This window comes from Campylobacter sp. VBCF_04 NA7, assembly GCF_027737405.1.
In the GTDB taxonomy this organism is placed as follows: Bacteria; Campylobacterota; Campylobacteria; order Campylobacterales; family Campylobacteraceae; genus Campylobacter_B.
In genome coordinates, this window is record NZ_JAOVTT010000001.1 from 25,618 (window position 1) to 47,963 (window position 22,346).

Genomic DNA, 22,346 nt, shown 5'->3' on the forward strand with positions numbered 1-22,346 from the left:
AATTTGCCTTAATTTTTGTTTATACAATTTAAATTTTCAAATGCGACAAGCAACCTTTTTACCATACTTTCCTCGCCGCATCTTAGCCATTTGCGTGGATCGTAGTATTTTTTATTTGGCTTATCTTCGCCTTCTGGGTTGCCGATTTGACCTTGCAAATATGCTCTGTTTTTAAGCTCATACTCTCTCACGCCATCCCAAAACGCCCACTGCGTATCGGTGTCGATATTCATCTTAACAACGCCGTAACTTACAGCGTCTTTGATATCTTTGATCTCGCTACCGCTACCGCCGTGGAATACGAAATTTACAGGTTTGGCGTCATTTAAGCCAAATTTTTCTTGCACGAATTTTTGCGAATTTCGCAAAATTTCAGGGCGAAGCACGACATTTCCTGGTTTATACACGCCATGCACATTGCCAAAGCTCGCTGCAATCGAGAAATTATCGCTGATTTTTTTAAGTCTTTCATACGCAAGCGCGACATCTTCTGGTTGCGTGTATAAAAGCGCGTTATCCACGCCTGTATTATCCACGCCATCTTCCTCGCCACCTGTTACGCCAAGCTCAATTTCTAAGGAAATTCCTAGCTCACTCATCTTTTTAAGATAGCTTTCGCAAGTGGTTAAATTCTCCTCCAAACTCTCTTCGCTAAGATCTAGCATGTGAGAGCTAAATAGTGGCACGCCGTGCGCTTTTTTATACCCTGCGCTTGCCTCTAATAATCCGTCAATCCAAGGAAGCAGTTTGCGCGCTGCGTGGTCAGTGTGTAAAATCACAGGCACGCCATAATACCTAGCTAGCAAATGCACCTGCAAAGCACCTGCGACTGCGCCCATAATAGCGCCGTTTTCGCACTCTTTGCCCGCATAATAACTCGCTCCGCCATTGCTAAATTGGATAATCACAGGAGAGTTTGCCTTTTTGGCACTCTCTAAGACAGCATTTACAGAGTGGCTTCCTACGACATTTACAGCAGGGATTGCAAAACCCTCGCTCTGCGCGTATTTGTAGAGCTTGCTAACATCATCGCCAAATAATACACCAGCTTTAACTACATCTAAAACACCCATTTTGCACCCCTTTTTTAAGATTATTTGTATTCGATTTTTGCTTTTTTAAGCAAATCTTGCGCTAATTTTTCTGAATTTGCGGCTGCTTTTTCTTGGCGGATTGAGCCTTCGATTAGAGGTTTTACCTCGCTAACTGGGACTTGGCGTCTTGCGATTTGATCCTCTTTTAAGATTACATGGTAGCCAAATTCTGTCTTAACAGGAGTTTTTGAAATTTCACCTTTTTTTAGCGCAAATGCAGCGTCTGCGAAAGGTTTAACCATAGCGCCCTCTTTTGGAAATGCTGGTAGTGCGCCACCTGATTGTTTTGCGGCTGGCTCGATTGATTTGGCTTTTGCGATTTCGCTAAATTTAGTGATTAGCGCGCCACCATTTAGACCTTTTAGTTCATCAATCACAGCCTTTGCCTCGGCGTCTGTTTTGACCAAAATATGGCGAACTTGGGCAAGTTCTGGATTTACAAATTTGGCTTTATTTTTGTTGTAAAAGTCTTGAACCTCTTTGTCGCTGATTTTGATTTTTTTAGCCTCTTTTGATTGCCATACGCGCACAGCTAGGTTGTCTTTTTGAAACTCTAACTCTTTTTTATAAACTTCGTCGTTCATAACGCCTGCTTTTTTAGCTTGTTCTACGACAAGTTTTCTAGCGATAACGCGGTTTAAGATATCTTTTTTGGTATTTGCTGGCAGTGAAGCGAATTGTTGTGGAGCTATGCCTTGGGCTACTAGAAATGGAATAACATCGTTTTCTGTGATGTTTTTGCCATTAGCAGTCGCTAAAACTGTCGCATTTAGGCCCATGGCCACAGCCAAACTAAGTGCTGAAAAAACTAATTTATTCATTTAAATTCCTTTGTAAAAAAAATCGCAAGATTATAGCCAAAGCTGGTTAATGATTAAAATTTTGCCCGCCTTAGGATACGCATTTTCGCGTATCTATGAGCGGGTCAGTGTAATTGAAGTGAAATTTATTTTACTTCTACCTTCGCGCTTTTGCGAAGTTCTTGTAGTTTTTGCTCTAATACAGCGCCTGCTTGTTGGCCTTTGATTAAATTTTCGATGAAAGGCTTGGCTTCGTCTTGGCTAAGCTGTTTTTGAAGTTTGGCGTCTTCTTTAAGCACGATATGATAGCCTAAATCAGTTTTGATAGGGGTTTGCGTGATAGCACCTCTTTTAAGCTTGCTTGAAGCGTCCCAAAACGCTTTTGGCATCATTTCTTGGGTAACCCATGCAAGATGACCTTTGGTTTGTTTGGCCTCAGGCACGATTGATTTAGCTACCGCAAGTTCTTCAAATTTTGCCACCAAAGCGTCGGCTTTTGTGTTTTTTAACTCTTTGATAATCGCGTCAGCTTCGGCCTTTTTCTCCACTGTGATATTAGATAGCAACAAAGCGGCTGGTTCGACGAAAGCGGATTTGTTTTCGTTGTAAAATTTAGCGATATCAGCGTCGCTTACTTTGATTTGCTTTGATAATTGATGTTGATACATTTCGATTGCGATTCTATCTTGTGCTGCTTTTAGGGCGTCTTTGTATTCTTGTAGATTTGTAACGCCGCTTTTTTTAGCCTCAGCGGCTAAAATTTCGATATCAATCGCTCTTGCTAGCACCATTTGTTTTTCTTGATTGCTAAGCGCGGCTGGATCTTTGCCAAGTGCTGCTATGTGCGGGGCGACCTCGGCCTCTGTGATTGGCGCACCATTTACTGTGGCGAAAACTGTCGCATTTAGGCTCGCTGCCGCTGCTAAACTTAGGGCTGAAAATAGTAATTTTTTCATTAAATTTCCTTGTAAAAAAATGCAAGATTATAGCCAAAAAGCTGTTAATAATCAAAATTTTTGTGTAAAATAAGGGCATGAGAACGAAAAAAGATATTTTGGAAATCAAAAATTTATTGTTATCGCATTTTGGTGAGCCAACAACCGAGCTTAAATTCAGGAATTTATACGAGCTAATCGTATGCGTTATGCTTAGCGCGCAATGCACCGATAAACGGGTAAATTTAATCACACCTGCGCTATTTAGGGAGTTTCCTGACATACACTCGCTCGCAAATGCAAATTTGGGCGCAGTTAAAATGCTAATAAATTCGTGCAGTTTTTTTAACAATAAAGCGCAAAATTTAATCAAAATGGCAAAGTCTGTGGTGGAAAATTTCGGTGGCGAAATCCCGCTAAATGAAAAGGATTTAAAAAGCCTTGCAGGAGTCGGGCAAAAGACAGCCCATGTCGTGCTAATCGAGCATTGCGGGGCAAATTTTATCGCCGTGGATACACATGTTTTTCGCGTTTCGCACAGGCTTGGGCTAAGTAGCGCAAAAACACCGGAACTTACCGAAAACGACCTTACAAAGGCATTTGTAAGCGATTTAAACTATCTGCACCAAGCTTTGGTGCTATTTGGACGATACACTTGCAAAGCTGTAAAACCGCAGTGCAAAGAGTGCTTTTTGTCGCACCTTTGCAAAAGTAAGGATAAAAAGATATAATATCCAATTTATAAATCTAATCAAAAGGTATTTTATATGAAAAATCAGAGAGAGAGAGAAAGTAAAAGCGAAAATTTAAACGAATTTTCGCAAAATTTAGAGCAGAATTTTACGCAAAATAATCCGCAAAAAACTACTCAAAATTCTACAAAACTTCTATCCATAGTTGTTCCGTGCTACAATGAAGAACTTGTTTTGGACGAATTTTACAAAGTTACGCTAAGCGTTTTAAAGCAAATTAAAGCCGAAATTTTACCAAATTTAGAGTATGAATTTATCTTTGTCGATGACGGAAGCCGTGATAACACGGCAGAAAAAGTCAAAGAACTTCACGAAAAAGATAACGCTGTTCATTTAGTAAAATTTTCACGCAACTTTGGCAAAGAAGCGGCTATTTTAGCAGGATTTAAACACGCTAATGGCGATATGATAGTGCTAATGGATGCAGATCTCGAACACCCGCCTACACTTATAAACGATATGATTAAAGGATATTTAGACGGATATAAAATCATCTACGCAAAACGAAAAAGTCGCCCCGGAACAAGCTTTATAAAAGCCAAATTTAGCGAAGCTTTTTATAAAATTTTTAACAGAATTTCAGGCGTAAAAATCGAAAGTGGCGTAACGGATTATCGTTTAATGGATAAAAGCGTGGTGGCTGAGCTACTTAAAATGAACGAATATCACCGCTTCTCAAAATCAATGTTTGCTTGGGTTGGATTTAAGAAAAAATGCTTGGAATTCGACCATGAACCGCGAATCGCAGGGGAGACTAGTTGGAGCTTTTGGAAGCTTTTTAACTACGCCGTTGAGGGCTTTGTGAGCTTTTCGACTGCACCACTGAGAGTAGCTTTTGTTTTGGGCTTTTTGGCTAGTTTTCTTGCGTTTATATACGGAAGCTATGTCATTTTAAAAACGCTTATTTTTGGCGTTAGTATTAGCGGTTGGGCTACTACTATCGTGCTTATTTTATTTATCGGCGGTATCCAGCTTATCGTGCTTGGCGTCATCGGCGAATACATCGCACGAATCTACGAACAGGTCAAAAACAGACCGCATTTTATAATCGAAGAAATCATATAAAGGTAAATTTATGAATTTAGCAAATTTAAAAAGAACACTAAAATTTGATTATTTGGCATTTTTAGCCATAACTCGCTCGTTTTTTAAAGATAAAAATTTTTTGAAATATTTTGGGTTTATATTCACGCTCTATTTTATCGGTATGTTTGCGATTATTAGAGCGAACATTTATTATATCGATGATAATACAAGAGCGATAAGCGGAGATTATCAATTCTGGGCAAATTCATCTAGGTATATGACGGTATATTTATCAGAATTTCTGAATTTTGGACTACCGCTAGTTGATTTTTCGCCACTTTCAACTATCATCTGCATACTCATTTTGAGCCTAGCTTCTATCATTTTAGTAAAAACCATAAATAATAAAATTTCATATTTAGCATTAATCGCTTCTTTATTTATTGGGATTAATCCATACTTTTTGGAAGCTTTGCTGTTTAAATTCGATCATATATACATGTGTCTTGGGCTATTTATGTCAATTTTTCCGTTTTTATTTGTGAAAAGAAAATTTTTATTTTGCATAATTTCTGTAATTAGTTTATTGGTTATGCTGACTACATATCAAAGCGTAAATTTCGTATATTTGTTAATAGTTATGTTTTTATTAATTTTAAGAATTTCTCAAAAAAAGAAATTTTTAAACTTCGCCATTTTAAGTCTGTTTTCGTATTTTTTAGCAATAATTATATTTAAATTATTTATTTATAAACCTGTAAAAACTCATGTAAATACCGAAACTTTCGCCATTGGCGAGTTATTCAATGGTGTGGTAAGCAATTGTGCGAAATTTGCCACTAAAATATATAGCGATTGGAACGAGACTTGGTTTTTATATATCGGAGCTAGTTTAGTAGTTTTGTCTATAATAGCTGTGATTTTAAAATTTAAAAACCTTAAATCACTGCTTTGCTTTATCCTATTTTTAATTTTTGGGTTTATCTTTTCTATGGGTTTTTATTTGCTGTTTGTAGAAATCAGATTTGAACTTAGATATACTGCAACTCTGGGCGTTTATTTTGCCATAATTCTTATATTTCTAAGTAGTTATGCAAATAGCCTAAAAGCTTACAATATCCTAAAAGTATTTTCAATATTTTTGATATTATATTGCACTTATGGACTTTTGTTTATATCAAATTCGCTCGGTTCTGCTATGCAAGAACAGGAAAAATATATTGATTTTAGAACTAATTTAGCTATGAATGATTTATTAAAATTTAATGATATTCATCTGCAATTTGTGAATTTTAACGGAAACATAATCTCTCCTTCGACGCAAAATGCTAGAAACAAATTCAAAGTCATAACCAAATTATTAAATAATAGAAATACCAATCAACTCGGATATAAATCGCTTACAAGAACACTTGGCAGAGTAAATGGAAAGTGCAAAGGAGACAAAGTAGTAAAAACTAGTGAAAATTTATTTCACACTATAAAACAATATGAAAATAAATGTATAGATATAAATTTTAAAAATGTAAATATTTCTGAAAATTATGCTTTTATTAATGGTTTGTTGCCAAAGACTTTACTAATAAATAAAAATTTAAATGAAAATTTAAATTTAAAAATATATAAAAGCGATGAAAAATGGCTTGGAAAACATATTTATATTTTCAAATTTAGCGAAAATATTTTAAATTTTGCCAACAAAGATGATAATATTTTAGGACTTCACTTTATCGGCAAAGATGGCAGAAAAATTATAAATAAAAATATCCATAATTTTACAAAAAGCTATAATGCTTATTTTTACACAGCAGAGTTAGAAACGACAGATATAAACGAGATATTAATTCTTTTTTACAACAGCGAAATCAAAAAGTCATCAGCCAAATTTAGCATAAATTTAAAAGAGCCAAAATGACACTTATAAAATACCTGCTCGTGGGAGTTTTGAATACAATCGTCGGTTTTGGGCTAATCTTTTTGCTAATGTGGCGAGGGTTTAGCCCAGAGATTTCAAACATCATCGGTTACGCCGTTGGAATCTGCTTTTCGTTTGTGATGAATAAAATTTTCACTTTCCAAAGCAAACAAGCTTCCAAAAAGGCAAATTTAGCCGAATTTGCGAAATTCGTTAGCTCCATGCTGATCGCGTGGAGCCTAAATTTTATCACGCTTAAAATTTGCCTAAAATTTGGCGTAAATCCCTATATTTCGCAAATCATCGCAGGTGCAATTTACACTATCACAGGGTATTTGCTAAGCAAAATTTGGGTGTTCAAAAAATAGCAATACTATAATTTATCCATTATCTCTCGCACTGCGTTTAGGATTTTTTCGACAGATTTAAATTCTACTTTTTCGTTTATGCTGTGTGGCGAAGTGATATTTGGCCCAATCGAAGCTGCTTGTATAGCACTATCTTTTGTGATAAAAACGCCACACTCTAACCCGGCATGGACGGCACCCAGTCTAGCAGTTGGCACAAATTTTTGCAAATTTTTTAAGATAAATTCGCTAAATTCGCTAATTTGCGGTTGCCACGGCTGGCTAGTTTCGCCAAATTCGCATTCCAAGCCAAAATTTTCAGCCAACATTTTGGTTTGATATTTCACCCCTTTTAAGCCCTTTTCGCTCATCGATCTAGCGTAAAACAAAAGTTCAAATTTGCCGTTTTTTTCACCAGCCAAAGATAAATTTATGCTAGTCCCAGGTAAGCCTAAATCATCGTTAAAATCCCTAACGCCTTGTTTAAATTCGCAAATGAGATTTAAAATATTGTCCGAATTTTCATAAATTTCGCACTCTTTAAACCCTAAAAATTTATGTTTTATAAAATTTGGAAAATTTGAAATTTCATTTTCGAAAATTGCCGTTATATAAGCCTTTGCGGGGATTGAATTTGCCCTTTCGCCACCACTAAATTTAGCGATTTTTCCGCCATTTTTGGCGATAAATTCGGCTAAAAATTTAATCGCATTTGGGATATTCTTGTGGATTTCTATCCCGCTATGTCCGCCAGCAAAATCATCTATAAAAAGCTCATAGCAAACTCCGCTCGCATTTTTGCGCTCAGTATTTATCAAAGCCCTAATTTCGGCACTTCCTGCGCACCCGATTATGACTTCGTTTTCATCTTCGCTGTCTAAATTTAGCATTTTTTTGCTTTTTATAGTGCCGTTAAATTCCCTAACGCCCCAAAGCCCCACTTCTTCGTTATTTGTAAGGACTGCTTCGAAATTCTCAAACTCGCTCATCATCGCCATTATAATTGCTACACCGATTCCGTTATCAGCCCCAAGCGATGAGTTTTTCGCGCTTAAAAATCCATCCTGCTCTACTAGCTCGATTTGCGGCGCAAGTCCCACTCCAACCATATCATAATGCGCTTGCAAGCAAATTTTTGGCTCACCTTTTATGGCATAAATATTTCCTGCGTTATCAACTTCCACGCTAAATTCGTGCTTTTTAGCAAATTCTACTAAAAAATCTCGCAATTTTTCCGTTTCATAGCTAAGGTGTGGAATTTCGCAAATTTGCCTAAAATAACTCATAACTTTTTGCATTTTTTCGCCTTATTTTCGCTTATCGCTTACGATTTTGCCCTCGTAAGTGGTCTTTGCGATCGCTTCAAGCATTGCCTTTGTATCGGCATCATCGCGCGCTAGCACGCTGGCTGTTTTACTCGATAACTCCACGCGCGCGCTGATTACACCCTCGCACTCGCTTAGGGCCTTTCTCACCATTTGCGTGCAGAGCGGGCAGTGTATTTTCTCTACATAAATTTCAATCTCTCTATCGGCAAAAACCGCGCTAACAAGGGCAAATAATAGTAAAATTTTACGCATAAATTTCCTTATTTTTGTTTAATACTTAAAATTTTGGCTTTTTCGTATTTTGCGTTTTTCAAAGCCTCGATCATAGCGTTCGTATCGGCGCTATCCTCGGCGATGACGACCACTTTTTTCTCGCCCTCTTTGGCCTCGACGCTGATTACCCCCTCGCATTTTTGCAAGGCAAATTTAATCGAAGCTGCGCATAGGTTGCAATGGATTTTTCCGACTTGGATTTCGATTTCGCGCTGTGCAAAAAGCGCGCCACAAACGAGTGATAAAAGTAAAATTTTACGCATAAAATCTCCCTAAAATTTCAGGATAAAATAGAAGTAAAAATATCAAAATTCCGCTTAAAATGTAAATAAAATACCATTTTTTGCGACCTGCGCCGATAACGCATGAGTTTTTACGAAATAGCACGAAATACAGACTCGCAATGTAAAAAACAATGGAAATCGCCGTAAAAATGGGGCGAAATCTCGCCAACTCGTCCGCAAAGGAAAGTGCCGAAAAACTCACCCCAAAAAGCAAAAACAAAAGCGCTGGCAAACAGCACAAAGTCGCCATAAATGCGCTTATAATCGCCAGTGCGATAAATTTTAGCCTACTCAAATTTCACGACTTTTATAATCGTAGCTAAATTCTTTTGGATCATAGTAATTTAGCGTTTGTCCGTCCGTTTCGCCATAAACATAACCGAAATTGTTTATCGGAAATTGCGCTGGGCGCGGACTTAGCGTGAAATCTCTGCCGTAATTAAACCCTATCCAGCACATCTCCCAGTTGCCAAAGAGATATTCGCGGATTTGCGCGATTTTTTGGTCGTCGTTTGTGAGTTTTTCGCCAAGGCGAACCTTGGTGACATCGGCAGGATCTACTGGAATCCAGCCGTATCCTTTGAGATAAAACTCAGCCCTACAATGCTGTCCGCCTGAAATATGGCTAAATCCGTCATCCTTGGGTGCTGCGCCCATTTGACCTGAAAATCGTGATTTTCCAACCCTTATACCAAACATTTCGCGCGCAGGTATCCCAGCAGCCCTCGCCAAAGCCACAAAAACTGAGTTTATGTCGGTGCATTTGCCACTTAATTTACCGCTACTAAGTATTTGCTTCACATCGCCTAGCCCACACCCAAGCACGCTGTTATCGCGCTCCATGGTGTTTGCCACCCAGGTGTAAATCGCCCTAGCCTTTTCTAAATCGCCCTTGATATTTCCTACGATTTCATCTGATTTTTGTTTAACCACGCCGTCGATTTGAATTTGCGTAGTTGGCTGCAAAAATTTAGCGATTTCGGGGGCTAGTTTTTCGTTTTCGTTGAAATTTACCTTCGAAAAATCGGTATTTCGCTCTGTGGTTTGCACATCGAAACTGATATCAAGTATCGGAGTTTCGCTTCCGCTAAATTTCGCATAATATGTCGGAATTTCGCCCTCAGTGATAAATTTCTCCACTGCGTTTGAGCCGACCTTATAGTGCGAAATGACCTGCTGAAAATCGCTAGGAAGCACGAGTGGGACCCACACCCTGCTCTCTTTGCCGACCTCTTTGATAGCGTGTTTTAAACTAACGCTAAATTTGCGCGTTTTTTGCTCGGCTTCTTTGGCACTCACATCAGCCAAAACCACGCTAGGAGCGAAGCTAGCGACACCTAAAATACTACTAAATTTGAAAAAATCTCGTCTTTTCATTTGAAAAAATTCCTGAATAATCTAACCAAACTTGGCTCTAAAAGGCGGAGATTTTATCCTTTTAACGCTTTAAAATTGCTTTTTTAAATTTGCTTTGATAAAATGGCGCAAAATTTATGAAATTTAGGGTAAAAAATGGATTTAGCTAGCATAAAAAATGAAATGTTAAAAAAACTAGAAAACGCTCAAAACGCCGAAATTTTAGGCGCGATTAATACACTGCCAAAATTTGATTGCGAGGTGAGTTTTGGCGATGCTATAAGTGCGAAATTTGACGCAAACGAAGAGCAAATGGAGCAAATCAGGCAAATCGCACTATCACTAAAACCTTGGCGCAAGGGGCCTTTCGCGCTAAATGAGCTTTTTATCGACAGCGAGTGGCAAAGCTTCATCAAATTTAACCTTTTAAGGGGGCATATTGATTTGGCGGACAAAAATGTCGCGGATGTGGGGTGTAATAATGGTTATTATATGTATCGTATGCTAGGCCTTGGCGCGCGTAGCGTCACGGGCTTTGATCCTAGCGCGCTATTTTATCTGCAATTTTTGTTTTTGCAACATTTTATGCGAGCGCAGGCGATTTTCGAGCCGCTTGGCGTGGAGCATTTGCCATTTTATGGGGCGAAATTTGACACGATTTTCTGCCTTGGCGTGATTTATCATCGCTCAGATCCTATCTCTATGCTAAAACAGCTCAAATCCGCGCTAAATAGCGGTGGCGAGGTGATTTTAGATACGATGTATATAGATATGGACGGGGATTTCGCGCTCACACCAAAGGGCGGGTATTCTAAGATCTCAAATATATACTTCGTGCCCACTATCGGCGCACTTAGTAACTGGTGCGAAAGGGCGAAATTTAAGAATTTTGAAATTTTAGAAACCAAACAAACTGATTTTAACGAACAGCGAAAAACCGAGTGGATTGACGGCCAAAGCTTGAAAAATTTCCTAGATCCAAAAAACCCAAATCTCACTATCGAGGGTTACCCTGCCCCGAAACGAGTCTATGTCAAAATCAGCCTATAAATACGCAAAATTTTACAAATAATTTTGCGTATTTTGTCAAATTTGGCAAAATTTGCAAATAAATCATAAATTTTAATCAAATTTTTCTCTCTTTTTTAAAGCTTAATTTTAGTTTAATATTGGTAGAATTAAAAGTTTAGTTTATAATTTACAAAGGTTTTCTATGAACGCTCAAAATTTAATTCCATATTTGACCGATTTTTTGGCCACAGAACTTGAAAAAACAGGAGCAGACGCTTTCGTAGTCGGAGTCAGTGGAGGACTTGATAGTGCCGTAGTATCGGCGTTATGCGCCCTAACAGAGATCCCAACTCACGCCCTAATCATGCCTATGCCTAGCTCAAATTTAGCAAATTTAGGCGATGCAATCGAGCACTGCGATATGTTTGGTATAGACTACGAAATCCAAGAAATCGCCCCATTTATGGAGGCTTTCGCTTCGCTTGATACTGGCGCAGACAAGCTAAGAACTGGAAATTTTGCGACAAGAGTTCGCATGGGATTATTATACGATTACAGCGCGAAACACCGCGCAGTCGTAGTCGGAACAACAAATTTGAGCGAAAGAATGCTAGGATATAGCACGATTTATGGTGATTTAGCGTGTGCCTTTAACCCAATCGGCGAAATTTTAAAGACAAAAGTAAGCAAACTTGCCGAAGCACTTACAATTAATGAAAACATAATCGCAAAAACTCCAAGCGCAGATTTATGGGAAAATCAAAGCGACGAAAGAGAGCTTGGATATAGCTATGATATCCTTGATAGCGTGCTTAGAGACATCTTCTCTCGCCCTGAACTTCGCGAAAAAATTAGAAGCGGCAAAGAGATTACAAAAGATGATTTAGCATACTTGCTTGATTCGAATCACAACGCTGATTTATGCAAATTTATCACAAATAGAATGATAAAAAATAGCTTTAAATTACGCATGCCAAATGTAGCACAAGTAGATCCTAATGCTTAGGATTTCACATGAGGCAAATACCCTTTTTTAAAGCGCAGGTTGATGATAAAGAAGAATCGCTTATACTAAATGCCCTTCACAATCCACAAATAAAATACTCAGAAATTTTTGAAAACAAAATTTGTGAGTATTTTGGTGTGAATTATGCAATCTCCACTACTAGTGGCACTACTGCGCTTCATCTTGCGCTTTGCACACTTGGTGTCAAGCGCGGAGATAGAATTTTATGCTCAGTTAATTCATTTCCGCATGTAGCGGCGGTTATTAGACATTTTGATGCTGAGCCGATATTCGTAGATATCGATACAAACACCTTTAATATCACCCCTGAAAGCTTTTCAAAAGCTATCGAGCTAAACAGACACAAAAAGCTAAAATGCGCATTTATCTCGCACACAGCTGGGCTCGTAACCGATATGGACGAGATTTACGAAATCGCTAAAAAAGAAAATATCACTATCATAGATGACGCTTCTAGGGCCACAGGTGCTACATACAAGGGCAAAAAAATCGGCTCGTTTGAAAACTCGCTGTTTTCGTGCTTTCAGATAAATCCGCAAGCCCAAGACGCAATCTCTACGGCTGGATTTTTCGTCACAAACAACGAAGGTTTGGCAAATTCTGCCAAAATTTTGCGCAATAACGGAATCGTGGGCGAAGCGTTTTATAAAGACGGAAATTTAGGTTTTACTTACAATGTAGATCGTATCGGTCAAAAATACGATTTAAACTCGATAAATGCGGCATTTGCACTATCTCAATTAGAAAAAACAGATAGTTTTATCAAGCGTCGACAAAATATCGCAAAAATGTTTAGGAAATCTTTGGAAGATTGCCCTCATATCGAGCTTCCTACCGATAGCGCGGAGCACATTTATACACAATTTATCATCAAAATCGACAAAAACCGCGATGATTTTGCGCGCGAAATGATTTCTAGGGGCATTGATGTGGGGCTTCACTATGTGCCACTGCACCTGCTGAGCTACTACAAATCCAAGTATAATTACAAAGTCAATGACTTCCCAAATGCGCTAAAAAATTATCAGCAAATTTTATCTTTGCCGATTTATGCCTCGCTTAGCGATGATGATGTGGCGTATATCTGCGAAAAAATTATAGAAATTGCGAGAAGCCGTGTTTAAAATTTGGCTCGAAAAAAATTTATACGATCCGGGCGTTATTTGGCTTATAATTTCATTTTTTTTGCTTCCACTCTCAATCATTTTTGGCTTTATTCAGATGATTAGGCGCGCCATAACTAAACCCAAAGATTATGGCATAGCAGTAGTAAGCGTGGGAAATCTAACCCTTGGCGGAAGCGGTAAAACTCCGCTTGTGGGGGCGATTTTTACAGAATTTAGCCCCGAGATTCCTACTTGCATAATACTGCGCGGATACGGCCGCAAAAGCCACGGACTACAATATGTAGCGAAAAATGGCGAAATTTTATGCGACATAAAAACCAGTGGCGATGAAGCCATGCTCTATGCCAAAACCCTAAAAAACGCAAGCGTTCTTGTGAGCGAAAACCGCGAAAATGCCATAATGCAGGCCAAAAAAGACGGCTTTGCTCTCGTGATTTTAGACGATGGATTTTCTAAATTTCATATAGAAAAATTTGAGATTGTTTTGCGCCCTAGCGATTCGCCACTTTTGCCCTTGCCACTGCCGGTTGCTGGCTATCGCTATCCGCCAAATTTCTACAAATTCGCAGATTTTATCCCTAGCATAGATGATATAAAATCCACGAGTGAAATTTCAAATTTTCCAAATCTACACACCGACAAGGAAAATACGATTTTAATCAGCGCAATCGCCAAGCCATGGCGCCTAAAAGAGTTTGAAAAACACGCCAAAGCTAGTTTTTATTTCCCAGATCACTATGATTTTACAAAAGATGAAATTCAGAATTTACTTCACAAATCTAGCGCTACGCATATCATTTGCACCGCCAAAGATTTCGTCAAGCTCGAAAATTTCGGGCTTAATATCAGCGTAATCGAGCTTAAAACCACGCTTAGCGAAAATTTCAAAAACCAAATCAAAGCCTACATTGCTAGCAAACTAAACCACTAAATTTGGAGAAAACAATGATAAAATCAAGTCAAATCGCAGAAATTATCATCTCAGCCCTACCTTATATCCGCAAATTTCGCGATAAAATTTTCGTCATCAAATACGGCGGCGCAGCCCAAACCGACGAGGTTTTAAAGCTAAATTTCGCTCGCGATATCACGCTTTTGCACATGGTTGGTATCAAGGTCATCGTCGTGCATGGTGGCGGCAAAAAAATCAACCAAACCCTTGATTTGCTAGATATCAAAAGCGAATTTTGCGATGGTTTGCGCGTAACAAGCAAAGAAGCTATCGAAGTAACCGAAATGGTGCTAAGCGGACTTGTAAATAAAGAAATCACCGCGCTTCTTAACCAAAACGGAGCCCCTGCCATAGGCATTAGTGGCAAGGACGGCTCGCTTTTGAGGGCGAAATTTTTAGACCGCGAAAAATACGGCTTCGTAGGCGAAATCACAGATGTAAATACAAAAGTCATTTATGATTTGCTAGATCGCGACTATCTGCCAGTCATCGCGCCACTTGCCGGGGGCGAAAATGACGAAAATATCAGCTTTAACATAAACGCAGATCTTTGCGCTAGCAAAATCGCTAGCTACCTAAAAGCCGACAAAGTGATTTTTCTAAGCGATATCGACGGCGTGCTGGATAAAGAGGGCAAACTCATTAGCAAACTCGATGAAAATTTGATCTGGGCTTTGAAAAAAGACGGCACGATTAGTGGCGGTATGATACCTAAAATCGATGCTTGCTTAGAGTGCATAAACACAGGCACCAAGGCCGCTCACATAATAAATGGCAAAATCCCACACTCGCTTTTATTAGAGCTTTTCACTGATACTGGTATCGGAAGTTTGATTAGATAAGGAGAATTTATGAAATTAGTTTCCACACGAGATTTTAGCGCCAGCGCCACACTTAGCGACGCACTACTAAGCCCAAGTGCTGCATTTGGCGGACTTTATACACCGCGCGAGTTGCCTAAATTTGCACCTGAATTTTGGAGCGAGTGCAAAGAGCTTAGCTACAAACAAATAGCTTTAAAGCTTATAAAAGCCCTAGATTTCGACATTTCACCAGAGGTTTTCAAAACCGCTCTTGCTAGGTATGATAGTTTCGAAAACCCTGCCCTGCCACTTGAAATTTCTAAATTTAACGATAACACCTATATTTTGGAGCTTTATCACGGCCCAACACTTGCGTTTAAGGATATGGCGCTTCAACCTTTTGGCGCGCTTCTTGGCGAGTTAGCGGCGCAAAGAGGCGAAAAATACCTCATAATCTGCGCTACTAGTGGCGATACTGGCCCAGCCACGCTTGAAACATTTGCAAACGACCCAAATATCAAGGTCGTATGTCTATATCCAGCTGGCGGGACGAGTGAAATTCAGCGCCAACAAATGGTAAAACAATCAGCCAAAAATTTAAAAATTCTAGGCATTAAAGGGAATTTCGACGACGCGCAAAGAGCGCTAAAATCGTTACTTAGCGATGATGATTTCAAAAACGAGCTAAAAGCTAATAATCTTTGCCTAAGTGCGGCAAATTCTGTAAATTTCGGCAGAATTTTGTTTCAAATCATCTACTACATTTACGCTAGCGTGCAATTTAGCAAAAATCCAAAATTTAGCGCGCACGATAAATTTGATGTAATCGTGCCAAGCGGAAATTTCGGCAACGCTCTTGGTGCGTATTTCGCCAAAAAAATGGGGGCAAATATCGGCAAAATCAAAATCGCCTCCAACGCAAACAATATCCTAACTGATCTAATCAAAACTGGAATTTATGATTTGCGTGGCAGGGAGCTAATTAGCACGATTAGCCCTGCAATGGACATTTTGATTAGTTCAAATGTCGAGCGTGTGTTGGCTGATTTATTTGGCGATAAACGCACAAAAGAGCTTATGGCTAGCCTTGCGCAAGATAAATTCTACGCCCTTAGCAAAGATGAGCTTACTAAGCTTCAAAGCGAATTTGAGGCCGGTTTCACAAGCGATGACGAGTGCTCGAAATTTATCAAAGAAGCTAGCAGTAGTGGCCGTCTCATCGACCCGCACACTGCAAACTGCTTCAAGCTTTTAGGTGGCGATACACCGACGCTTATCGTTTCTACGGCGAAATGGATTAAATTTACTCCGTCGATGATAAAAGCGATAAAATCTCGCCCGTGCGAAGACGAAAAGGCCGATATGATCGCGCTTTCAAAAGAATTCAAAAGCGATATTCCAGCGCAAATTTCACGCCTTTTTGCCAACCCTGAAATTCACACGAGCATAATCGAGCAAAACGAGATTAAAAACACGATTATTGATTGGATAAAACTATGATTATAATACCTGCCCGCCTAGCCTCAACTAGGTTTAAAAACAAAATTTTATGCGAATTTGCCGGTGTGCCGATGTTTATCAAAACAGCGCAAAACGCCGCGCAAGTCGATAATGTGCTAATCGCGGTAGATGATGAAAAAATCCTGCAAATCGCTAAGGATTACGGATTTCGCGCCGTTATGACAGATGAAAACCACCAAAGCGGCACAGATAGAATAAACGAAGCTGTGAAAAACGCAAATTTAAGCGATGATGAAATTTTAATCAATGTTCAAGCCGACGAGCCGTTTTTTGAGACGCAAAATTTAATTAAATTTAAAGAATTTGCCACCAGCGCGATCAAAAACGGCGCATTTATGGCTAGTTGCTACAAAAAAATCGACGAAAAAAGCGCGCAAGATCCAAATTTGGTCAAGGTGATTTTGGATAACCACGGCTTTGCGATTTATTTTTCACGCGCGCCAATACCTTATCCAAGAGCCGAATTTAAGGACTATTTGGGGCATATTGGGATTTATGCGTATAGCGCAAAAACCTTGCGCGAATTTTGCGCCCTACCGCCTAGCGTGCTAGAAAATACCGAGAAATTAGAGCAACTTCGAGCCCTAAGTGCTGGCAAAAAAATCGCAATGTTGCAAATAGAGACAAACAGCGTTGGAATCGACACGCAAGAAGATTATGAAAAAGCGCTGAAAATTTTTGGGAAATAAAATGGATTTTAACGAATACAAAAATGCCGTCCAAACCCTGAATTTATGGGCGAGAGCGTATTACACGCAGGATAATCCAATCGCTAGCGACGAAGAATACGACACGCTATATAGCAAGGTCGAAATCTTCGAGCACGCTCACCCTGAGCAAATTTTGCCATACTCCCCTACTTTGCGTATCGGAGGCGAGCTTAGCGAGGGTTTCGAAAAGCTCTCTCACAGCGCGCAAATGTGGTCTATGGAGGATATCTTTAACGACGGCGAGCTTTTGGCGTGGCTTGGGCGTGGAGAAAAGGCAAATTTAGAATTTTATGTCGAGCCGAAATTTGACGGAGCGAGTCTAAATTTGACCTACGAAGATGGCATTTTAATCTCGGCTGCCACGCGCGGGGACGGCAAAATCGGCGAAAATGTAACCGCCAATGCAAGAGCGATAAAATCTATCCCACTTCAAATCCCATATAACGAAAAAATCGAAATTCGCGGTGAAGTTTTGATTGCTAAAAGCGATTTTGACGCCCTAAACGATGAGCGCGCGCAAAATGGCGAAGCGCTGTTTTCAAACCCACGCAACGCCGCAGCTGGAAGCCTTCGCCAGCTAGATAGCGCGGTCGTGGCGAAGCGAAAACTTCAATTCATACCTTGGGGTGTGGGTGAGCATAGATTAAATTTCACGCGACATAGCGAGATTATGGAGTTTGTGCGAAGTCTTGGCTTTAAGAGGGACGATTTTAGGCGAATTTGCGCGAGTGCAAATGAAATCCGCAAGGCTTACGAGGATTTGCACGCCCTGCGCGATAAAAAAGATTTGATGCTAGATGGCATGGTGCTTCGCATAAACGATGTCGCAAAGTGCGATTTACTGGGATACACCGTGAAATTTCCGCGTTTCATGGTAGCGTATAAATTCCCAGCTATCGAAAAGGTTACAAGGCTAAAAGACATTGTTTTGCAAGTAGGCAGAACGGGCGCAATCACCCCTGTGGCGGTGGTCGAAAGCGTCAATATCGACGGAGCAAATGTCAGCAACGCTACGCTTCATAATTTCGATGAAATCGAGCGTTTAGGGCTGATGAAAAACGATTTTGTGGGAATTATACGAAGCGGCGATGTAATCCCAAAAATCACAAGCGTCTTTGCTTGGCGCAGAGACGGCTCGCAAACGCCTATAACTCGCCCTAGCGCGTGTCCTGTGTGTGGCGGAAATCTGCTCGATGAGGGTGCCTTGATAAAATGTCAAAATTTGGGTTGCAAAGCACGGATTGTGGGAGCTTTGATCTATTTTTGCTCGAAAAAATGTATGAATATCGAAGGGCTAAGCGAGGCTACGATTAGCTTGCTTCATAGCCTTGGCAAAATTAACGAAATCGCCGATATTTACGCGCTTAGCGAGGCTGATTTTGCAGGGCTTGAAGGCTTCAAAGATAAAAAAATTTCAAATCTCTTAAACGCTATAAATTCGAGCAAGGGCGCGCAGCTTTATCGCTTCATCAGCGGGCTTGGTATCGAGCATATAGGCGAGGTCGCAGCGCGCAAAATCGCCGAGAGTTTTGGCGAGAAATGGCTGGAAGCTAGCTATGAAGAGGTGCTAAATTTAGAAAATTTTGGCGAGGCTATGGCGAAGAGTTTTTGTGAATTTTGCGCCGAAAACGAAGAGAAAATTCGCAATTTAATCAATATTATAAATCCGCAAATTTCTAAGAACGAAACCACGCAAACCGCCTTTACTGGCAAGACCATCGTGCTTACTGGCACCATGTCGCGCCCCAGAGACGAGATCAAAAACCGCCTTTTGCAAATGGGCGCAAAGGTTTCGGGCTCAGTATCAGCCAAAACCGATTTTGTGATTTATGGAAGCGAGGCTGGAAGCAAGCTAGATAAGGCAAATGCCCTTGGCGTGCGCACGCTAAGCGAAGTTGAGTTCGAGGAAATGGCGCGTGAGATTTGATAGTTTCGTGGCAGACGCTCTAAAAATCAGCCGAAACAAAGCCCAAAATCTCATTAAAGAGGGCAAAATTTTGCTAAATGGCGAGATTTTAGGCAAGGTCTCAGCCGAAGTAGAAAATGGCGAGATTAGCGCGACAGACGAGATTTTCGTAAGCCGTGGCGCACTGAAATTAAAGGGATTTTTAGATGAGTGCGCGCTTGATATCGCGGGCGTGCGCGCCCTAGATATCGGCTCATCGACGGGCGGATTTGTGCAAATTTTGCTAAAATACGGCGCAAGCGAGGTCGTAGCCCTTGATGTGGGAAGCGCACAGCTAGATGATAGCTTGCGCTGCAATCCGCGTGTAATCGTGCGCGAAAACACCGATATCAGGGAGTTTGAGAGCCAAACGAGTTTTGAGCTAATCACCTGCGATGTCAGCTTTATCGGGATTGAGAAAATTTTGCCTAGTATTTTGCGCCTTGCTTCGCGCGATATAATCTTGCTTTTCAAACCGCAATTCGAGGTCGGCGTGGGCGCAAAACGAGATAAAAAAGGCGTCATAAAAAATCAAAAGCTAGTAGAGCAAGCAATGGCGAAATTTGAGTTAAACTGCGCTAAAATGGGGCTTATAATGATACAAAAACTCCCTTGTCAAATCAAAGGCAAAGAGGGAAATCAGGAGTTTTTCTATCATTATAAAAAAGGAGAATAGATGAAATTTAAGCAAATTTTTATTTTAACTTTAACTATATTTTTCCTAGGGGCGTGCGCCAAAAGCATTTCGCCAAACGCGCCTATCACGCGGGATTTTGACATAGCTAAATTTTGCGGTGGTTGGTATGAGATAGCCCATATCAAGGGCTTTACAGGCGAGTTAGAAAACACAGCTTATGAGATTTTCGTCGATAAAAACGGTTCGATAAATATGCTAAAATCAGCCCAAAGCCAAAGCGGAAAAATCAAATTATCTAGCGAAGAACTAGCCTTTGTGGGCAAAAAATCCGAGGGAAATTTAGTTCGCAAAGGCATGATAAAAAATGCCAAATTTAGCGTCGCTCAAACCGATGTGGATTACAGCTACGCGCTCGTTTTTGGCGAAAACACAGGCGAGCTTTATATGCTTTCGCGCACCAAAACCATGCCCGAACTCATCAAAAATATCTACCTAAACAAAGCCAAAGAAAGTGGCTATGACACCCAAAAAATCGTATGGACGAAGCAAAAATGAGTGAGCCTAGCGAAATTTCAATCCTAGCCAAATTTGGCGAAAACGAGAAATTTCTAAATTTAAATGGTGCGAAAAAAAGCGAGATTAAAGCCCTTGCTATCGGCAATTTCGACGGATTTCACAGAGCTCATCAAAAGCTATTTGACGCTCTTGGCGAGCATGGCGGCATAATCATAGTCATCGCCGATACTGCGCCCAAACTCACGCCACCTAGCCTAATTAGCCAAATTTGCGAAAAAGAGATTTTTTACTGCGATTTAGCTAGGGTGAAAAATTTAAGCGGAGCCGAATTTATCGCGCTTTTAAACGCAAATTTTCCAAATTTAGACAAAATCGTAGTCGGAAATGATTTTAAATTTGGCAAAAATAGAGCCAGCGACGCAGAGTTTTTGCGCGCGAATTTCTCCGGCGAAACGCTCATAATCGACGAGTTTAAAATCGACGGCGTGGGCGTGCATACGAGGCTAATCAAAGAGTTTTTAAACGCTGGCGAGTGCGAGAAGGCGGCGCAGTTTTTGGGGAGGGAGTATGAAATCTCTGGCAAAATTATCAGCGGTCAGGGTCTTGGCGCAAAGGAGCTGTTTGCGACGCTAAATCTAGATGCTAGCGAGTTTTATATGCCAAAACATGGCGTTTATGCCACGCTGTGCAGGGTAAAAAACAAAATTTACAAAAGCGTATCTTTTATAGGGCACAGGGTCAGCACGGATAGCAATTTCGCCATAGAAACGCACATTTTAGGGGAGTTTGGCGCAAATTTCACGCCAAAGAGCGCTAGCGTGAAATTTATCAAATTTATCCGCGAAAACAAAAAATTTGCAAATTTGGGCGAATTAAAAGCGCAAATTTCAAGCGACATCGCCCTTGCTAGGGATATTTTAGGAAACAAATATGAAAGATGAAATTTTCAAAACGCCGATAAAAAAGCAGTTTGAGTTCGACAAAAGCGTCGCTAGCGTCTTTGACGATATGATCTCGCGCTCGGTGCCGTTTTACAAACAAAGCTCCGAGCTTGTTTGCGAGCTTTTGGCACGGATTTTGGCTCATGGTGCCAAAGCCATAGACCTTGGCTGCTCGACGGCTGGGATTTTGCTTAGCCTGTATCAAATGCGCCCTGATTTGGCGCTTTTTGGCGTGGATAACTCCGAGGCAATGCTAGAAATCGCTGCGGCAAAAACCGCTGCCTTTGGCGCGCAGATAAAATTTTCGTGCGAAGATATCTTAGAGTGCGATTTTAAGGGCTTTGACGCCGTGATTTTAAACTACACTTTGCAGTTTATTCGCCCAATAAAACGGGCGGAATTTATGCGCAAAATTTATGAAAATTTGGGCGAAAATGGGATTTTGATTTTCGCTGAAAAGCTCGTTTATGAGGATAAAACGCTTAGCAAAAATATGATTGAAATTTACGAAAATTACAAAGAAAATCAAGGCTATTCGAAGTTCGAAATCGCCCAAAAACGCAAAGCGCTCGAAAATGTGCTAATCCCATACACCGAGAGCGAGAACAAAACACTCGCGCTTAATGCTGGATTTGCCAGCGTGGAAATTATCTTTAAATGGGCAAATTTTGCCGTTTTTATGGCGAGAAAATAGCTAAATTTCGCCTTTATTTTCGCAAACACTGCCCCGAAATTTGTCTTTTGCAAAATTTGTAGCAATCTGAAAAATTAAAATTTAAGCGACTTTAAATCCATAAAATAACTTTCAAAATAGCAAGCTAGACGCCTATGGCTTTAAGCCCACCACCAAACGACTTTTAAATGTCGCAGAGCCTGGATTTCGCAAGCATAGTGGCAAACCTTACGCATTTTCTAGCACGAGCGAAAAATTACAGCGCGACACTATGGCGAAAATCGAGCGAAACGACAAAATCATAAAAGCAAATTTAGGCAAAACCACGCCAAATTTAAACGAAGCGAGAAAAGAAAACCTTGGCGACCTAGAA

24 protein-coding genes are annotated in these 22,346 nt (G+C 40.2%); 16 read left to right on the forward strand and 8 right to left on the reverse strand.

The genetic code is table 11. The features are described 5' to 3' along the window. Window positions 1-8: 8 nt before the first annotated feature. The 3 genes from fbaA to OFO00_RS00120 form a co-directional block, all read right to left on the reverse strand. On the reverse strand, window positions 9-1,073 hold the full coding sequence (gene fbaA, locus OFO00_RS00110) for a class II fructose-bisphosphate aldolase (protein ID WP_270864386.1): 1,065 nt from the start codon (window positions 1,071-1,073) through the stop codon (window positions 9-11). 20 nt (window positions 1,074-1,093) lie between these two features. Further along, the gene (locus OFO00_RS00115) at window positions 1,094-1,915 is read right to left on the reverse strand and encodes a peptidylprolyl isomerase (protein ID WP_270864387.1); all 822 of its coding nucleotides are present in this window, start codon (window positions 1,913-1,915) and stop codon (window positions 1,094-1,096) included. A 125-nt stretch (window positions 1,916-2,040) separates the two neighbouring features. Continuing rightward, window positions 2,041-2,850, reverse strand: coding sequence for a peptidylprolyl isomerase (locus OFO00_RS00120; protein WP_270864388.1), 810 nt, complete (start codon window positions 2,848-2,850; stop codon window positions 2,041-2,043). A gap of 77 nt (window positions 2,851-2,927) precedes the next feature. Between OFO00_RS00120 and nth the strand changes: the two genes are divergently transcribed. Genes nth through OFO00_RS00140 form a run of 4 tightly spaced genes read left to right on the forward strand, consistent with a single transcriptional unit; the run spans window position 2,928 to window position 6,890 of the window. Beyond that, window positions 2,928-3,560, forward strand: coding sequence for an endonuclease III (gene nth, locus OFO00_RS00125; RefSeq protein WP_270864389.1), 633 nt, complete (start codon window positions 2,928-2,930; stop codon window positions 3,558-3,560). Between the two features lie 36 nt (window positions 3,561-3,596). Continuing rightward, window positions 3,597-4,646, forward strand: a complete 1,050-nt coding sequence (locus OFO00_RS00130; protein ID WP_270864390.1) for a glycosyltransferase family 2 protein — start codon at window positions 3,597-3,599, stop codon at window positions 4,644-4,646. Window positions 4,647-4,656: 10 nt separating this feature from the next. After that, window positions 4,657-6,522, forward strand: a complete 1,866-nt coding sequence (locus tag OFO00_RS00135) for a glucosyltransferase domain-containing protein (protein ID WP_270864391.1) — start codon at window positions 4,657-4,659, stop codon at window positions 6,520-6,522. Then, window positions 6,519-6,890: a GtrA family protein gene (locus OFO00_RS00140; RefSeq protein ID WP_270864392.1), complete on the forward strand. Its 372-nt coding sequence runs from the start codon at window positions 6,519-6,521 to the stop codon at window positions 6,888-6,890. The genes OFO00_RS00135 and OFO00_RS00140 overlap by 4 nt, the downstream gene beginning before the upstream one ends. A 5-nt stretch (window positions 6,891-6,895) precedes the next feature. Here OFO00_RS00140 and OFO00_RS00145 read toward each other — a convergent pair whose 3' ends face one another. The 5 genes from OFO00_RS00145 to OFO00_RS00165 are packed head-to-tail and all read right to left on the reverse strand — an operon-like array spanning window position 6,896 to window position 10,131. After that, a complete protein-coding gene (locus OFO00_RS00145) occupies window positions 6,896-8,167 on the reverse strand; it encodes a M20/M25/M40 family metallo-hydrolase (protein ID WP_270864393.1) in 1,272 nt (423 codons plus the stop codon). Window positions 8,168-8,176: 9 nt separating this feature from the next. After that, complete coding sequence (locus OFO00_RS00150) at window positions 8,177-8,449, reverse strand: cation transporter (protein ID WP_270864394.1); 273 nt, start codon at window positions 8,447-8,449, stop codon at window positions 8,177-8,179. An 8-nt stretch (window positions 8,450-8,457) separates the two neighbouring features. Beyond that, on the reverse strand, window positions 8,458-8,733 hold the full coding sequence (locus tag OFO00_RS00155; RefSeq protein WP_270864395.1) for a heavy-metal-associated domain-containing protein: 276 nt from the start codon (window positions 8,731-8,733) through the stop codon (window positions 8,458-8,460). After that, complete coding sequence (locus OFO00_RS00160) at window positions 8,726-9,049, reverse strand: aryl sulfotransferase (RefSeq protein ID WP_270864396.1); 324 nt, start codon at window positions 9,047-9,049, stop codon at window positions 8,726-8,728. Before OFO00_RS00160 ends, OFO00_RS00155 begins: the two co-directional genes overlap by 8 nt. After that, the gene (locus tag OFO00_RS00165; RefSeq protein WP_270864397.1) at window positions 9,046-10,131 is read right to left on the reverse strand and encodes a transglutaminase-like domain-containing protein; all 1,086 of its coding nucleotides are present in this window, start codon (window positions 10,129-10,131) and stop codon (window positions 9,046-9,048) included. The genes OFO00_RS00160 and OFO00_RS00165 overlap by 4 nt, the downstream gene beginning before the upstream one ends. Before the next feature lie 135 nt (window positions 10,132-10,266). Here OFO00_RS00165 and cmoB point away from each other — a divergent pair, with 135 nt between their 5' ends. The 12 genes from cmoB (at window position 10,267) to cmoA (ending at window position 21,994) form a co-directional block, all read left to right on the forward strand. Beyond that, window positions 10,267-11,160 carry a tRNA 5-methoxyuridine(34)/uridine 5-oxyacetic acid(34) synthase CmoB gene (gene cmoB / locus OFO00_RS00170; protein WP_442867896.1) on the forward strand — a complete coding sequence of 298 codons (894 nt, stop codon included), beginning with the start codon at window positions 10,267-10,269 and terminating at the stop codon, window positions 11,158-11,160. 163 nt (window positions 11,161-11,323) lie between these two features. Then, window positions 11,324-12,127: an NAD(+) synthase gene (gene nadE / locus OFO00_RS00175; RefSeq protein ID WP_270864398.1), complete on the forward strand. Its 804-nt coding sequence runs from the start codon at window positions 11,324-11,326 to the stop codon at window positions 12,125-12,127. An 8-nt stretch (window positions 12,128-12,135) separates the two neighbouring features. Then, complete coding sequence (locus OFO00_RS00180) at window positions 12,136-13,272, forward strand: DegT/DnrJ/EryC1/StrS family aminotransferase (protein WP_270864399.1); 1,137 nt, start codon at window positions 12,136-12,138, stop codon at window positions 13,270-13,272. Continuing rightward, window positions 13,265-14,206, forward strand: a complete 942-nt coding sequence (locus OFO00_RS00185) for a tetraacyldisaccharide 4'-kinase (RefSeq protein WP_270864400.1) — start codon at window positions 13,265-13,267, stop codon at window positions 14,204-14,206. Before OFO00_RS00180 ends, OFO00_RS00185 begins: the two co-directional genes overlap by 8 nt. A gap of 14 nt (window positions 14,207-14,220) precedes the next feature. Continuing rightward, a complete protein-coding gene (gene argB, locus OFO00_RS00190) occupies window positions 14,221-15,069 on the forward strand; it encodes an acetylglutamate kinase (protein WP_270864401.1) in 849 nt (282 codons plus the stop codon). Between the two features lie 9 nt (window positions 15,070-15,078). Continuing rightward, a complete protein-coding gene (gene thrC, locus OFO00_RS00195) occupies window positions 15,079-16,530 on the forward strand; it encodes a threonine synthase (protein ID WP_270864402.1) in 1,452 nt (483 codons plus the stop codon). Further along, on the forward strand, window positions 16,527-17,240 hold the full coding sequence (gene kdsB / locus OFO00_RS00200; protein ID WP_270864403.1) for a 3-deoxy-manno-octulosonate cytidylyltransferase: 714 nt from the start codon (window positions 16,527-16,529) through the stop codon (window positions 17,238-17,240). The genes thrC and kdsB overlap by 4 nt, the downstream gene beginning before the upstream one ends. Before the next feature lies 1 nt (window position 17,241). Next, window positions 17,242-19,188, forward strand: a complete 1,947-nt coding sequence (gene ligA / locus OFO00_RS00205; RefSeq protein ID WP_270864404.1) for an NAD-dependent DNA ligase LigA — start codon at window positions 17,242-17,244, stop codon at window positions 19,186-19,188. Further along, window positions 19,178-19,882, forward strand: a complete 705-nt coding sequence (tlyA, locus tag OFO00_RS00210; protein ID WP_270864405.1) for a 23S rRNA (cytidine-2'-O)-methyltransferase TlyA — start codon at window positions 19,178-19,180, stop codon at window positions 19,880-19,882. Before ligA ends, tlyA begins: the two co-directional genes overlap by 11 nt. Continuing rightward, window positions 19,883-20,398: a lipocalin family protein gene (locus OFO00_RS00215; protein ID WP_270864406.1), complete on the forward strand. Its 516-nt coding sequence runs from the start codon at window positions 19,883-19,885 to the stop codon at window positions 20,396-20,398. It abuts the gene before it with no gap. Beyond that, window positions 20,380-21,300 (forward strand): bifunctional riboflavin kinase/FAD synthetase, encoded by a 921-nt coding sequence (locus OFO00_RS00220; protein ID WP_270864407.1) that lies wholly within the window; start codon window positions 20,380-20,382, stop codon window positions 21,298-21,300. The genes OFO00_RS00215 and OFO00_RS00220 overlap by 19 nt, the downstream gene beginning before the upstream one ends. Then, on the forward strand, window positions 21,290-21,994 hold the full coding sequence (cmoA, locus tag OFO00_RS00225; protein WP_270864408.1) for a carboxy-S-adenosyl-L-methionine synthase CmoA: 705 nt from the start codon (window positions 21,290-21,292) through the stop codon (window positions 21,992-21,994). The genes OFO00_RS00220 and cmoA overlap by 11 nt, the downstream gene beginning before the upstream one ends. The last annotated feature ends 352 nt before the right edge of the window (window positions 21,995-22,346 follow it).